The following is a 13,225-nucleotide window of genomic DNA, read 5'->3' on the forward strand; positions in this document are numbered from 1 at the left end:
CGGAGACACGACGAACCGGGCCCGCCGCTCAGGCGAACCCGGTGAGTCCCTCTCCAGCGTTCAGATCTTCACCGCTCAGGCGAGCCCGGTGGATCCCTTCCCGGCGCTCAGACCGCGGTCCTCCCGGCCCGGCAGGCAGAGCCAGGCCGAGACCAGGCCACCGGCCGCGCAGACCACCCACAGCGCCCACTCGTTCAGGGCGTACACCGCGCCGCCGATGATCGGGCCGACGCCGGTGCCCGCCGTGATGGCGGCGCCGTACAGGCCCTGGTAGCGCCCGCCCATGGTGGGCGGGGCCAGGTCGCTCAGGTAGGCGCTGGCCATCGAGGCGTACAGCATCTCCCCGAGCGTCCACAGCAGGACGGTGGCCGCCAGCCAGCCCATGCCGCCCGCCAGGCCGGTCAGGGCCAGGCCGACGCCGGTCAGGACGTTGCTCAGGGCGAGGACGTAGCCGGGGACGCGGCGGGAGACCATGCCGGTGATCGGCAGTTCGAGCAGCAGGACCAGCACGCCGTTGAGGCCCATCAGCAGGCCGAAGTCGGCCGCGGACAGGTGGTGCGCGTCGACGTGCAGCGGCAGGCCGACGGTGGACTGGATGTAGACGAATTCGGCGATCAGCGTCATGACCAGGAAGCGCCGCAGGCGGCGGTCGGCGAGCGCCCGGCGGTAGCTCGGCTGCGGCGCCCCGGCGCCGGGGCCGGTCTCCCGGTCGTCCGGTGCGGCGCGGGGCACGTCCCGCAGCAGGACGGCCGCTATGGCGGCGAACAGCAGGCAGGCCACGGCGTTCCCGACGAACAGCGCCAGGTACGACACCGTGGCCAGGAACCCGCCGAGCACGCCGCCGACCGCGGCGCCGACGTTCATCGCGAAACGGTGTACGGCGAAGGCGGCCAGCCGCTGCTGGGTGGTCGTCGTGGCGTCCATGAGCAGCGCGGCCGACGCGGGGCGGTAGACCTGGGAGGCCGTCCCGGCCAGGAAGGCCAGCGTGATCAGCACGGGCAGCGAGTCCGACATCGGGATGGCGGCCGTCGGCCCCGCCGTCGCCAGCATGGACAGCACGATGGTCCAGCGGCGCCCGAGCCGGTCGGCGAGGTAGCCGCCGACCGTGTTGCCGAGGACGTTGCCCAGCCCGGCGCCGCCGAGCACCAGCCCGGCGGCAGCGGGCGGGATGTCCCGGCTGGTGAGGTAGAGGACCATGAAGACCGGCAGGAAGTTGCCGATCCGGACGACCAGCATGCCGAAGCCGAGGATCCACACCGGCGCGGGCAGCCGCCGTACGGTGTCGCGGAATCGGGGACTGCTGTCGTCCGACTGCGGCGCGCGTACGCTCACGAAACCGCCTCGGTGCGGATGGCGACCATCGCCGCCAGCCGCTCGCAGGCGGCGGCGGCCTGCTCGGCCGTCTCGCCCCGTGCCAGGACGTGCCCGACCCGCTCCTCGCTCCAGGTGAGCGGGGGCACCTCGTCCCCGGGCCGGACGGAGATCTCCAGCTCCACCAGCGCGGGGTCGGCGAGGACGTCCTCGACGCCGGTCACCTCGGTCACCCTTCCCGGGGGCGGGGTGAGGAAGCGGATCGCGGCGCCGGCCCGCGGCAGGGGCGACCGGGTCAGCGGCTCGACCAGTCCGAGCCGCGAGCCGAGCGCGTGGCGGTCCATGTCGACGCCGTAGGCGATCTCGGTCAGCTCGTTGATCCGGTCGCCGCCGATGCGGGTGTGCGACTCGACGATCCGCGGACCGCGGCCGGTCAGCTTGACCTCGGTGTGGCCGGGGCCGTTGCGCAGGCCGACCGCGTCGAGGAAGGCCATGACCAGCCGTTCGACCTCGCGCAGCAGCGGCTCGGGGTGCCGGCTGGGGCAGGAGTGGCCGACCTCCACGAAGCCCGGTCCGCCGAGCACCTTGTCGGTCACCCCGACGAGGACGTGGCGCCCGTCGAAGCTCAGCGTCTCCACGCTGATCTCCGGCCCGTCGAGGAACTCCTCCATGAGGAACCGGTCGAGGGGTCCGGCCAGGTCGGACCTGTCGAACCGCGCTTCGAGCTCGCGGAAGCGCGCCGGGACGGCCGCGAGCTCGGCCTCGTCGCGGATGGCGAACACGCCGATGCTGCCCGCCTCGCAGACCGGTTTCACGAAGATCGGCAGCCCGTGCGCCGCGGCGAAGTCCCGCAGGTCCCGCTCGGTCTCCCCCACGGCGGCGGCGACCGGGCTGACGCCCAGCCCGTTGAGCCGCCGCCGCATCCGCCACTTGTCCAGCAGCAGGTCCACCGTCTCCAGCGAGTGCCAGCCCAGCCCGAGCATCCGGTCGATCTCCGCGGCGGGCCGGACGCCGAGCTCGTACAGCGACACCACGCCGTCGAACGGATACGCCCGGTGGAGCGCCCGCACCAGCGGCAGCAGCCGTTCGGTGTCGGTGTAGTCGACGAGCAGCGCCTGGTCGACGTAGGGCCAGTGGGCCCGGTCGTACTGGCCGGGATGCTGGATGTAGACGACGCCCATGCCGAGTTCGTGGGCCTTGCGCACGAGCTTGGGCCGGCCGCCGATCAGGGCTATCGTCGGCCGTCCCGTCCGCCGGGACGAGACCTGGCCGGTCTCGGGTGACGTCGCGTGCCCGGTCTCATGTGACATCGTCGGTCCTCCTCCGGTCGGCCCGCGTCTCGGCGAAGGGCATCTCCGCCAGCGCCGCACGATCGATCTTCCCAGGTCGGTTGAGGGGAAGGCGGTCCAGCCACACGTGGAAACGCGGCACCATGTGCCGCGGCAGGCGGTCGCGAAGGCGGTCGGAGATCTCCTCGTCGGACAGCGGCGTGCCGGCCAGGAAGGCGACGAGGGCCGCGCCGCCCGGGGCGTCCCGGCGCAGCAGAACCGCCGCGTCGGCCACCCCCGGGCAGCCGCGCAGGGCGTGTTCCACCTCCCCGATCTCGACGCGGAACCCGCTGATCTTGACCTGGTCGTCGGCGCGGCCGAGGAAGACGTACTCCCCGTCGGGCTGCCGCCGCACGCGGTCCCCGGTGGCGTACATGCGCCGGCCGGGGACATCGGAGAACGGGTCGGGCAGGAAGGCCGCCGCCGTACGGCCGGGCAGCCCGAGGTATCCCCTGGCCAGGCCGACACCGGCGATGTACAGCTGGCCCGCGGCTCCGTCGGGGACGGGGTTCAGCTCCTCGTCGAGGACGTAGGCCCGGACGCCCCGGATCGGCCTGCCGATCGGCACCCAGCGCGGCGTGGACTTGTCGCACCGGTACCACAGGGGCGCGACCGAGGTCTCGGTGGGCCCGTAGCCGTTGCGGACGACCAGCGGGTCCGCGTCGGCGAGGCCGGGCCCGTCGAGCTGGGAGCCACCGGTGATCACCAGCCGCACCCCGGCCTCGGCCAGCCGCGGCAGCAGCGACCCGCCGTAGGGGCCGAGCACCGCGGCCGGGATCTCCAGCACGGTCGCCCCCAGCGCCCGTACGGCGCGCAGCATCCCGGCCGCGGGCAGTTCGCCGGGGTCGGGGACGGCGACGCAGCCGCCGCAGCACAGCGGCATCAGCACGTCGTGCATCGTGCTGTCCACGGTGACCGCGAGCGTCCACAGCATCACATCGTCCGGCCTGACCAGGTCGAGGTCCTCGATGGAGGCCGTCACCAGGTTGGAGAGGCCCTCGTGCGGCACACCCACGACCTTCGGGCGCCCGGTCGAGCCGGAGGTGGTGATGGCGTAGGCCAGGTCGAGCGGGTCCGGCGCGACCGGCGGGGCCTCCTCCTCGTCCTCCAGCGTGGGGTCGTCGATGAGCTGGGCGCCGGGCAGCCACTCGGCGGGGGCGGCGACGAGCACCTGGCGGCATCCGGTGCCGTCGAGGATCTCCCGGTTGCGCAGCGGCGGGTCGTCGGGGTCCAGCGGCAGGCAGGCGGCGCCGGAGCGCAGGATGGCGACGATGCCGGTCAGCGCCTGCGGTCCGCGGGGCGCGACCAGCCCGACGATCCCGCCGGGCCCGGCGCCGCCGCGCCGCAGCCGGGCGGTGAGCCGGGCCGTGGCCCGGCCGAACTCCGCGTAGGTCCACGACCGGCCGGAGGTCCTGACCGCCGTGGCGTCCGGCCGTTCCCGCACCTGCCGTTCGAACAGGTCGCACACGGTCGGCGTCACATGTCCTCCCGCAGGCTCCGCGGCCGCATGTCGGTCCAGTCCACGTCGATGCGGGCCAGGCACTCCGCCTTCGGCGCCGGGCCCCCCACGGGCCGCCAGCCCGCCGGCAGGTCGTGGCCGGCCGGCCAGATCGAGTACTGCTCCTCGTCGTTGACCACGACGTGGAACTCGCCGTCATCGAACATCTCGCGCCCGGTCCTCTCTCAACGCCCATGAGACGGCCTCCGGAAGCACCGACTCCCAGGCCGCGTAGGTGTGGCCGCCGTCGCCGTACTCGCACCGCACCACGTGTCCGTCGGCGGCCAGTTCCTCCCCGGTGCGCTTGACGGCCTCGACCAGGTCGAGGCCGTCGTCGAGCATGATGTCGGCCTCCTCCCGGCTCGCGTACAGGAACAGCCGGGCCGGGGCGGAGGCCGCCGGGCCGAGCCGGTGCTCGCTCAGCGGGCCGGACAGCGCGATCGCCCCCTCGAAGCCGTCGGGGCGGCGCAGCGCGGCGCGGACCGCCGCGACCGCGCCGAGGCTCGCGCCGACCGCGACCGCCCGGCCCGGCCGCCACCGGTCTCCCAGCCGGTCCCGCAGGACGGGGAGCAGCTCGTCGGCGAGCAGGTCCGGGTAGGCGTCGTCGAGCAGCTCCCCGCGGCGGGACGACCAGTCGGCGGGGCTGAGGAAGACCGCCGCGGCCTCGGGGACGCGGCGGTCGCCGGCGAGCCGGGCCACGATCGCCGGGAGGCGCATGACGTCCACGAAGTCCGAGCCGTCGAGGACGACCAGGGTCCTCGTCACCTCGGCCTCCCCGTCCGGGACGAACAGGTCCACCCGCCGGTCGCCGCCGAGGGTCCGGCTGTGCCAGGTCCGCCGTTCGAGGAGGAGGCCGGCGTCGAGGCCGGGCAGGCTCTCGGTCAGGAGCGCCGCGGCGTAGGCGGCGGGCGTGCGGTGGCGCGTCATGAGGCGGAGCGGCACCTCCCGGCCGAGCAGCCGCCGGACCGCCGCGGTCGCCCGCGGCACCAGCAGCGAGTGGCCGCCGTGGTCGAAGAAGTCCTCGCCGGCCGCCAGGGGCCGGCCCAGCACCCGCGACCAGGCCTCCGCGACGTTCGCCTCCAGGCCGTTGCCCGGCGGCGCGGCCGTACCGGACCCCTCTCCCGGTGGCGTGGCCGCGCCGGGGCGGGGCGGCGTGACCGGCGGCAGGCTCGCGCGGTCCACCTTGTTGTTGCGGGTCAGCGGGACGCGCGGGATCCGGACGAGGTGGTCGGGGATCATGTAGGCGGGCAGTGTCGCGCGCAGCCGGTCGCGCAGCGCCGCGACGTCCCCGGACCCGTCCGTCACGACGTAGGCGACCAGGGCCGGACCGGTGTCCAGCTCGGCGCGGACCACGACGGCCGAGGTGGCCCCGTGGCGCAGCAGGGCGTGCTCGACCTCGCTCGTCTCGATCCGGTAGCCGCGGATCTTCACCTGGCGGTCGGCGCGGCCGAGGAAGTCGACGGCGCCGCCGGGCAGCCGTCGGCCCACGTCCCCGGTGCGGTACATGCGGGATCCCGGCGGGCCGTAGGGGTCGGGGAGGAACGCCTGCGCGGTCAGCCCCGGGCGGCCGTGGTAGCCGCGGGCCAGGCCGTCGCCGGCGAGGTAGATCTCACCGCGCATGCCGTCCTGGACGGGGCGGAGGTCGCGGTCCAGGAGGTACAGGCGGGTGTACGGGATGGGGTGGCCGATCGGCACGCGGCCGTCCCGGAACCCCCCGTCGAAGACGGTGGCCAGCACGGTGCACTCGGTGGGTCCGTAGGAGGCCGTGACCCGGCAGCCGGGCAGCAGCTCGCGGGCGGCCAGGAAGCTCCTGGGGTTGACCACGTCACCGCCGACGACGAGCTGACGCAGGCCGGACAGCTTCCGCAGGTCCCGCTCGGCGAGGAGGTCGAGCTGCGGGGAGACCAGTTTGAGCGTGGTCACGCCGTGGTCGCGGACGACGGCCTCCAGGTCCTCCAGGAGGACGCCGGTGCCGGTCACCACCACGCGTCCGCCGTGCGCGAGCGGGGTCCACTCCAGGACCGACACGTCGAAGGTGAGCGGACCGGCCTGCAGGAACGTCGTGCCGGGGCCGATGTCGAGGTAGCGCGGGGCGCCGGCGACGAGCCTGCTGAGCGCACTGTGCGGGACGGCGACCGACTTGGGGGCGCCGGTCGAGCCGGAGGTGGAGATCAGGTAGGCCAGGTCGCCCGGACGCGCGGCCGGCGGCGGGTTCCCCGTGTCGTAGCCGGCCAGGTCGGGATCGCCGAGCACCAGCAGCGGCGCGGCGTCGGCGGGGACGCGGTGGGCCAGCGACGGGCTGACGATCGTGAGGGCCGCCCCCGCGTCGGAGAGCATGAACCGCAGCCTGCCGGGCGGGAAGCCCGGATCGATCGGGAAGTAGGCGGCGCCGCACTTGGCGATGGCGAGCAGCACGGCGAACCGGTCCGTGGTCTGCTCCAGGCAGACGGCCACGACCCGCCCCCGTCCCACGCCGCGGGCCACGAGGTGCCGGGCCAGCCGGTTCGCCAGCCGGTTCAGCTCGCCGTAGGAGAGATTCTCCCCCGCGAGTTCCCCCGCCGTGCCGGTCACCGCCGTCTCCCGCGGGCGGCGGGCGGCCTGCGCCTCGACCAGCTCTACCACGGTGGCCCGCGGCGCCGGGTCGGCGGCGGCCGGCGCCGCCGCGGGCCTCCCGGCCAGGTCCAGCTCGCGCAGCGGCCGGTCGGGTTCCGCCGCCCCCCGGGCGAGCAGCCGGACGTAGCGCTCCGCCAGCGCGGCGATCGTCGCCTCGTCGAACAGGGCGGGACGGTAGACGAAGGTGGCGCGCAGCCGTCCGCCCACCGTCTGCGTGGTGAGCGACAGGTCGAACCGGGCGGTCACCGGCAGCTCCGGATACCACCACTCCGGCGCGCCGGGAGCCTCCGCCAGCGCGGTACGGTCCCCCGCGTGGTTCACCACGACGTCGAAGATCGGGTTGCGCCGCTCCTCCGACCCGGCCCGCACCGCCCCGACGATCCGCTCGAAAGGCACGTCCTGGTGCGCGTCGGCCGCCAGCCACGCGTCGCGGGTACGGGTCACCAGCTCGCGGAAGGTCGTCCCCCGGCCGGACACGTCCACCCGCAGGACCACGGTGTTGACGAAGAAGCCGATCAGGTCCTGCAGCTCCGGGCGGGGGCGGTCGGAGATGATCGCCCCGATGACGACGTCGTCCTGCCCGGAGAACGCGCTCAGCGCCGCGACCAGCGCGGCCGTCACCACCACGCCGGGACTCGCCCTGGCCCGCCAGGCGACCGCCGTCATCGCCGCGGTGTCCTCCTCCGGCAGCTCCACCACGAGACTCGCGCCCGTCGCGTCGTCCCGCGCGGTGCGCGGCCGGTCGGTGGGCGGCTCCAGCCGCTCGTAGCCGGCCAGCGTCCGCTCCCAGTGCGCGAGCCCCGGCCGGAGCAGGTCGTCCGTCAGCAGGCGCCGCTGCCAGCGGGCGTAGTCGCCGTACTGGACCGGCAGGGCGGGCAGGCTCGGCGCCCGCCCCGCCGACGCCGCGTCGTAGAGCTCGAAGAGGTCGCGGGCCAGCACGTCCATCGACCACCGGTCGGTGACGATGTGGTGCAGCGCCGTGAACAGGCCGTGTCCGTCCTCCAGCTCCGCCACGACCACCCGCAGCAGCGGTGGCCGCGACAGGTCGAACGGCTCGGACGCGGCCCGTTCGACGGCCGCCCGCCACTCACGTCCCGCCCGGACGACGGGCACCTCCACCTCGCCGGCGACCTCCTGCGCGGTCGTCCCGTCGGGCCGCAGGACGAACCCGGTGCGCAGGATGTCGTGGCGGCGTGTCAGGCCGGCGAGCGCGGCGGTGAGCGCCGGGAGATCGAGCCCCGCGGGAAACCGCCAGCCTCCGGTGATGTGGTACTGGTCGTGCGACGAGTCCAGCTGACGCAGCCACCACAGGCGCTCCTGCCCCGCCGACAGCGGGAAGCGGCGTTCCGCGGGGTCGTGGAGCAGGGGGAACGGATTCGTCGGGCGCGGCTCGATCCTCGGCATCTGCGCCTACACCCTCCTCTCGGACTTCTCGTGCGCCGACCTGGCGGCCTCGACGGCCGCCGTGATCGTGCCGACGGTGCGGAAGGTGCCCTCCCGCAGCGCCTCCTCGGGCAGCTCGATCTGGAAGGTGTCCTCGACGGTGAGCATGAGCCCCATGCAGGTCAGCGACGTCATGCCCATGTTCCACAGGTCGTCGTCGGCGTCGAGCTCGTATCCGTGGGCGGACAGGTTGAGCTGCTTGTCGACGATCCGCCGGACGATCTCCACCACCGGTTCCTGGGGGACGATCATCGCCGCGCCTCCCCCGTCCCCGCGCCCACCGGCCGCGAACCGCTCCGGCCGGACAGGCGGCGGAAGTAGCGGGCGACCCGGCGCGCGCCGAGCAGGCTGCCCTGCGCGTACCAGAGGATGTCGGGGCCGAGCGCGTAGTCGATGTCCATCGTGTCGTAGAACTTCATGGCCATGGCCCGGTAGTAGTCGGCGATCTGCGCCGTGGTCATCTGCGGCGCGGCCTCCGCGCCCGTCTCGAACCAGGCGGCGAGGTTGTGCTCGACGTACTCGTTGACGGACCACTCGATCGTCCTGGTCTCGATCGGCGCGCGGGTCGGCCTGAACATCGGGTCGATGGTCCCCGGCTTGCCCTGCAGCTCGTTGGCGACGTGCTCGGCCAGCAGCGGCGCGCAGTGGAACCCGTCGCGGTAGGTCCCGGTGAGCAGGTACAGGCCGGACAGCGGCAGCCACCCGATCAGCGGGAAGCCGTCGAGCGTCACCGGGCGGTTCCCGGCCAGCCACCTGGTGACCTCGTGCGAGGCGACCCGCTCGTCGAGCTGCTGCATCGAGTACTGGGCCAGGAAGCGGACGTCGGCCATCCAGGTCACGCTGGAGACCTGGTCCACCAGGCGGTTGGTGGCGCCGTAGTACTCCAGGTCGCCGGGGCCGGGCACGACGTGCAGCCCGCAGGCGAAGCCGCGGTTCGGCGTGCGGACCACGCTGCGGAACGGCTCGCCCCCGGTACGGCGGGCCAGCATCGCGAAGCCCAGCCCGGGGAAGGTCGGCACCATGTCGAGGTCGTCCAGGGCGGTCCGCACCAGCGCCTCGCTGCGCGCGCCCACCGCGACGACCACGGTGCCCGCCTCGATGACGTGGCCGTCGTCCAGCTCGACGCCGGTCACCGCCCCGTCGTCCCTGACCAGCGTGCGCACCGTCTGGTCGATCATGATCGTGTCGGTCTCGCGCAGCCGGGCTTCCAGCGCGTCCAGCACGCCGCGCGCGTCCACGGCGCCCTCGGTGGGCAGGTGGACCGCGCGCAGGGCGCGGGTGTCCAGCCGGGGCCGGAAGCCGGGGATCTCCCTGGGATCGATCTCCTCCCACGGTTTGCCGTACTCCTCCAGGGCCTGGATCATGGCCGTGAAGTTGACCGTGTCCAGGTCGGCGCCGATGGAGTTCAGCACCACGTGGGAGTCGGGGGCGACCAGCAGCGGCGAGCCGGTCGACGAGTACCCCTCCAGCCGGTCGAGCACGTCGGGCCAGCGGTCGTGGGCGGCGACGCCGAGTTCGAACCTCGTACGCGAGGCGTCGGTGCGCAGCGACTCCGTGGTGGCCTCGCCGAAGCAGCCGAGCATGGCGCCCGCGGCCTGGCTCGCGCCGCCCTCGCGGCCGCTCGGGCCGACCACGACGACGGAGCCGACGCGGCGCTCGACCAGTTCGTCGGCCAGGAACAGGCCGAGGGCGCCGTTGCCGACGATGACGACGTCGGCCCGGGAGGGTCGTTCCGTTCTGCTGACAGCCTCTTTGCGCACAGCAACCCCCTTGAAAGGGAAATGGGAATGACGGCGATGCGAACACCGGGCGAATCACGGGCGGCAAAATGCCGCCTTTGAAACGGATCACCCGGCGAAACGGCGCGGAACGCGCGGGCGCATGACACCCTCCGTACGGCCACCGGCACGACGGAAGGGCCGGTGAACCCCGGAAGAACGGCGACGGGAGGGCTCGCCACGAGCAGGCTGGTGCTAGCTAGGACTCAGTCTTCACTCTCCCGACCAGATGGGTGGCCACTGTTCCCGCTCAGGCGGCCCGGCCTGACGACGTCGGCCACCCTGCAACAGTTGCCCACCATAAACACGCCCCGGAGATCCCGCAAGAGATTCCCGTAATTATTCACACAGTGACATCATTCATTGTGAGAGATGGTATTTACAAATATTCATGACCGAAAAGAAAACAGCCGGTCAGGGGTTAGTCAGGAGCTCCCGCATGATGTCCAGCCCGGCCGGGCCGCTGCGCAGGGCGCGGGTGTGGAAGTCCTTCAGGTCGAACTCCGCGCCGCGCCCGGCCCTGGCCTCCTCACGCAGATCGAGCCAGAGCCGCTCCCCGAGCTTGTACGCGGACGCCTGCCCCGGCCAGCCGAGATAGCGGTCGATCTCGTCGGCCGCGCGAGCCGGGTCCGTCAGCGTCCTGGTGCGCAGGAATTCGGCCCCCAGTTCGGGCGTCCACCGCTCCCCCTCATGAAAGCCGGTGCCCGCCGGGATCTCCAGCCTCAGGTGCATGCCGGCGTCGAGGACCACGCGGGCGGCCCGGAACAGGCTCTTGTTCAGCATGCCGAGCAGGGCGCCGTCGTCGAGGTGGCCGAACTCGCGCATCAGCCGCTCGGCGTAGAGCGCCCAGCCCTCGCCGTGGCCGTCGATGAAGCACAGCAGCCGCTGGAACCGGTTGAGGCCGGGCGTCGCCACCGCCGTACCGATCTGCAGGTGGTGTCCGGGTACGCCCTCGTGGTAGAGGGTGCTGGCCTCACGCCAGGTATGGAACTCCTCCCTGTCCGGCGGCAGCGACCACCAGATCGTGCCCGGCCGGCTGAAGTCCTCGGCCGGGTTGGTGTAGTAGGCGCCCGCCCCGCCGCCCGGCGGCGCGATCCGGCAGTCCAGCCGCATCAGCTCGTCCGGGATGTCGAAGTGCCTGCCGCGCAGGTCGGCCAGCGCCCGGTCGGACAGCTCCCGCATCCACGCCCGGAACCCGTCCTCCCCGCGCACGCGGTGGCGGGGGTCGGCGTCCAGCACCGCCGCGGCCTCGGCGGGACCGGCCCCGGGCCGGATCCGCCCGGCGATCCGGGCCATCTCCGCCTCGACCCGGCGGAACTCCTCCCAGCCCCAGGCGTACGCCTCACGGGGGTCCAGCCTCGCGCCGAGGAACGTCCGCGACCACAGCTCGTACGTCTCCTCACCGACCGCGTCCTCGGCCGCGGACCTCGGCCCGAGCTCGTCCCGCAGGAAGGCGGCCAGTTCGGCGTAGGCGCCGGCCGCCGCGTGCGCCCCCGCCCGCAGATCGGCGCGCAACGCGTCCCCCACGTCGGCCGGCCCGATGAGACCGGTGAAGAAGCCGTCGGGGGCCGACCAGGTCTCGCACTGCGCGATGACCCGCCGCACCTGCCGCGCCGCCGCCACCCGGCCCCTGCCGGCCGCGGCCGACAGCGAAGCCCGGTAGCCGGCGAGCGCGTGCGGCACCGCGGCCAGCCGCCCGGCGATGACCGCCCAGTCCTCCGCGGTCGCCGTGGGCATCAGGTCGAACACCCACCGGATGCTCTGGACGGGGCTGGCGACCACGTTGAGCGCCGCCTGCGGCAACCACGCCTCGTGCGTCTCCACCTCCAGGCCGATCCGTTCGGCGAACACCGCCCGCGCGACGCGTTCGCTCTCGTCGGCCGGACGCGCGGCCGAGACGCGGGCCGACGCGCTCCGGGCGAGTTCCGCCCGGGCGTCGTGCCCGTCCGGGGAGAGGTCGGGAAGCCGGTCGTCGTGACCGCCGATGCCGGCCTCGGTGGCGGCGACGGGGTTCAACCGTGCGTAGTCGTCGACGTAGGTGTCGCAGATGTCGTGCACAGTCAAGGGGCTCATGCCCCGCACGATAATCCCGGGAGTCCGCCCCGGCCCGCGACTGTCCACTCCCGGCCTCCGGGAACGCGACCACCGCCCGGCCGGTCGCCCGCGGGCTCAGAACTCCTCGCTCCACAGGTACCAGGGGCCCTGGAAATGCTCGACGCCCGGCTTGTAGCCCTCCTCCTCCGGCAGCGGCGGTTCGCCCCGCGGACTCCAGATGAGGCCGTGCTCGTGAACGCCGTCTCCCCCGCCGGCCAGGGCGAACCGCACGGTGCTCCCGTGCCGCGCGGCCCAGGAGACGTCGAACGACCCCAGCGTCGCCGGACCCATCTTCCAGTCGGGGCCGCCCTCCATCGCCGAGCGCGCGGCCTTCTCGAAGCTCTCCTCGGACAGGGCGAACCGGGACTGCCACACCTGTCCGGGCAACGCGAGCACCAGGATCGCGATGAGCGGCGGCGCCGCCCAGCGCAGCGGGCTCCGCCTGAGGCCCGGCCTACTGCCCCGCCGGGAGAACGCGATGACGAAGCGGACGAACCAGGCCGCACCAAGCGTGAGGAACACCAGAAGGACGGGCAGCGTCCACGGCGGGCCGGGTCCGGGAGAAGACGCCGCGTACAGGAGCAGCAGACCGGCGACCGCCTGCGCGCCGATCGGCACAGGCCCCGGCGCACCGGCCGGTCCTCGCGTGAGCCGTTCCTTCACCACCATGACGCGCCCTCCACGGAGACTGAGACGATCTTGCCCGATCCCGCCTGAAAGGGAAGCCAGGAGGGCCACCACGGCGGGACACAGTCACCCGGGGCCCCCTCGGTGGCGACATCGTAGAGGATCATCGCCGTCGGACCGGCCGCCGCGGCGAGGACGGCGACGGTCGCCAGGACGGCCTTCGGCCAGCCGTACCTCGCAAGCCACGGCAGACGGGCGATCAGGCCGATCGGTGCGGAAGCCAGGGCCGAGCCGGCCGCGACGACCGGGAACACGACGAGCCGGCCCGTCGCCCAGATGAACCCGGCGAATCTCTCCCCGGTGCCCAGGTCACCGAGACAGTGGTTCTGCGCCCGAGCCACCAGGAAGATGTCGAGAAACGTGCCGAACGTCGCGGAGGCCAGCGCGACGACCACCAGCATTCCGCAACCCGTCACCCAGAGCACATCGTCTGCTCCCGGGGCGCTTTCCTCGGTCACGGTGCGATCAAAACA

Annotated in this window: 10 protein-coding genes; all 10 read right to left on the reverse strand. The window is 73.7% G+C overall.

Features of this window, described 5'->3' with window-relative positions:
• Positions 1-75: 75 nt before the first annotated feature.
• The 10 genes from ACQP10_RS27915 to ACQP10_RS27960 all read right to left on the reverse strand — a co-directional run bounded on the left by ACQP10_RS27915 (position 76) and on the right by ACQP10_RS27960 (position 13,210).
• Entirely contained in the window at positions 76-1,332 is a 1,257-nt protein-coding gene (locus tag ACQP10_RS27915; protein WP_346023115.1) for an MFS transporter, read from the reverse strand.
• The gene (locus tag ACQP10_RS27920) at positions 1,329-2,621 is read right to left on the reverse strand and encodes an ATP-grasp domain-containing protein (protein WP_346023116.1); all 1,293 of its coding nucleotides are present in this window, start codon (positions 2,619-2,621) and stop codon (positions 1,329-1,331) included. Before ACQP10_RS27920 ends, ACQP10_RS27915 begins: the two co-directional genes overlap by 4 nt.
• Positions 2,611-4,119: an amino acid adenylation domain-containing protein gene (locus ACQP10_RS27925; RefSeq protein WP_346023117.1), complete on the reverse strand. Its 1,509-nt coding sequence runs from the start codon at positions 4,117-4,119 to the stop codon at positions 2,611-2,613. Before ACQP10_RS27925 ends, ACQP10_RS27920 begins: the two co-directional genes overlap by 11 nt.
• Complete coding sequence (locus ACQP10_RS27930; protein WP_346023118.1) at positions 4,116-4,304, reverse strand: MbtH family protein; 189 nt, start codon at positions 4,302-4,304, stop codon at positions 4,116-4,118. Before ACQP10_RS27930 ends, ACQP10_RS27925 begins: the two co-directional genes overlap by 4 nt.
• Complete coding sequence (locus ACQP10_RS27935) at positions 4,294-8,154, reverse strand: non-ribosomal peptide synthetase (protein WP_433540028.1); 3,861 nt, start codon at positions 8,152-8,154, stop codon at positions 4,294-4,296. The genes ACQP10_RS27930 and ACQP10_RS27935 overlap by 11 nt, the downstream gene beginning before the upstream one ends.
• Before the next feature lie 6 nt (positions 8,155-8,160).
• A complete protein-coding gene (locus ACQP10_RS27940) occupies positions 8,161-8,445 on the reverse strand; it encodes a phosphopantetheine-binding protein (protein ID WP_399499453.1) in 285 nt (94 codons plus the stop codon).
• On the reverse strand, positions 8,442-9,953 hold the full coding sequence (locus ACQP10_RS27945) for an NAD(P)/FAD-dependent oxidoreductase (protein WP_433540029.1): 1,512 nt from the start codon (positions 9,951-9,953) through the stop codon (positions 8,442-8,444). The genes ACQP10_RS27940 and ACQP10_RS27945 overlap by 4 nt, the downstream gene beginning before the upstream one ends.
• A 432-nt stretch (positions 9,954-10,385) precedes the next feature.
• Positions 10,386-12,044, reverse strand: coding sequence for a DUF885 domain-containing protein (locus ACQP10_RS27950; RefSeq protein ID WP_433540030.1), 1,659 nt, complete (start codon positions 12,042-12,044; stop codon positions 10,386-10,388).
• Between the two features lie 96 nt (positions 12,045-12,140).
• The gene (locus tag ACQP10_RS27955; RefSeq protein WP_433540031.1) at positions 12,141-12,734 is read right to left on the reverse strand and encodes a hypothetical protein; all 594 of its coding nucleotides are present in this window, start codon (positions 12,732-12,734) and stop codon (positions 12,141-12,143) included.
• Positions 12,725-13,210, reverse strand: a complete 486-nt coding sequence (locus ACQP10_RS27960; protein WP_433540032.1) for a hypothetical protein — start codon at positions 13,208-13,210, stop codon at positions 12,725-12,727. The genes ACQP10_RS27955 and ACQP10_RS27960 overlap by 10 nt, the downstream gene beginning before the upstream one ends.
• Positions 13,211-13,225 lie beyond the last annotated feature (15 nt).

The organism is Streptosporangium sandarakinum (genome assembly GCF_050942225.1).
In the GTDB taxonomy this organism is placed as follows: domain Bacteria; phylum Actinomycetota; class Actinomycetes; order Streptosporangiales; family Streptosporangiaceae; genus Streptosporangium; species Streptosporangium nondiastaticum.

Excerpts from the sequence above, each read along its gene's own strand:
- ACQP10_RS27920 (WP_346023116.1), bottom strand. The coding sequence starts at position 2,621 with ATGTCACATGAGACCGGGCACGCGACGTCACCCGAGACCGGCCAGGTC.
- ACQP10_RS27930 (WP_346023118.1), bottom strand. The coding sequence starts at position 4,304 with ATGTTCGATGACGGCGAGTTCCACGTCGTGGTCAACGACGAGGAGCAG.
- ACQP10_RS27935 (WP_433540028.1), bottom strand. The coding sequence starts at position 8,154 with ATGCCGAGGATCGAGCCGCGCCCGACGAATCCGTTCCCCCTGCTCCAC.
- ACQP10_RS27940 (WP_399499453.1), bottom strand. The coding sequence starts at position 8,445 with ATGATCGTCCCCCAGGAACCGGTGGTGGAGATCGTCCGGCGGATCGTC.
- ACQP10_RS27950 (WP_433540030.1), bottom strand. The coding sequence starts at position 12,044 with ATGAGCCCCTTGACTGTGCACGACATCTGCGACACCTACGTCGACGAC.
- ACQP10_RS27955 (WP_433540031.1), bottom strand. The coding sequence starts at position 12,734 with ATGGTGGTGAAGGAACGGCTCACGCGAGGACCGGCCGGTGCGCCGGGG.